The organism is Photorhabdus viridis (genome assembly GCF_040256935.1).
Lineage (GTDB): Bacteria > Pseudomonadota > Gammaproteobacteria > Enterobacterales > Enterobacteriaceae > Photorhabdus > Photorhabdus viridis.
In genome coordinates this window covers 1-359 of record NZ_JBEJZY010000318.1, presented here as the reverse complement: position 1 = coordinate 359, position 359 = coordinate 1, and the positions used below count along the sequence as shown (strand labels likewise).

The 359-nt window shown below is 35.1% G+C and carries 1 protein-coding gene; it reads right to left on the bottom strand.

Annotated elements, in window-relative coordinates:
• Window positions 1–262: 262 nt before the first annotated feature.
• A complete protein-coding gene (locus ABR397_RS23550) occupies window positions 263–358 on the bottom strand; it encodes a contact-dependent growth inhibition system immunity protein (RefSeq protein WP_407072907.1) in 96 nt (31 codons plus the stop codon).
• Window position 359: the final 1 nt, after the last annotated feature.

The window sequence follows — 359 nt, the reverse complement described above, 5'->3', positions numbered from 1 at the left end:
CTTTAATATCTCTGTTTTCATTCTTTTAAATAGTCATGGCAGGGCAGTTAAATGTAAAATAACCGGAGGATAACATTGTCGGTGAATACATTAAACATAACAGGGAATACGCCGTTTTTAGTTACTCTGTACCTTTTCAAAATCTGGTATTAATGGATACCTGTTTTTTTATCCTCAGATAACTCATCACCGAAAAGAAAACAACTTGCCGATCGACCAAAAAGGGAAAAAATCCCAGCTTTTTTATGGCTGGGATCTTGATTTAACCGATACAACGACTAAAAGCTAATCTAAGAGCTGCTCCAATTTCCTCCGAAGAACTATCTATCGGAAGAACAACATAATCAGATTCTTTAATT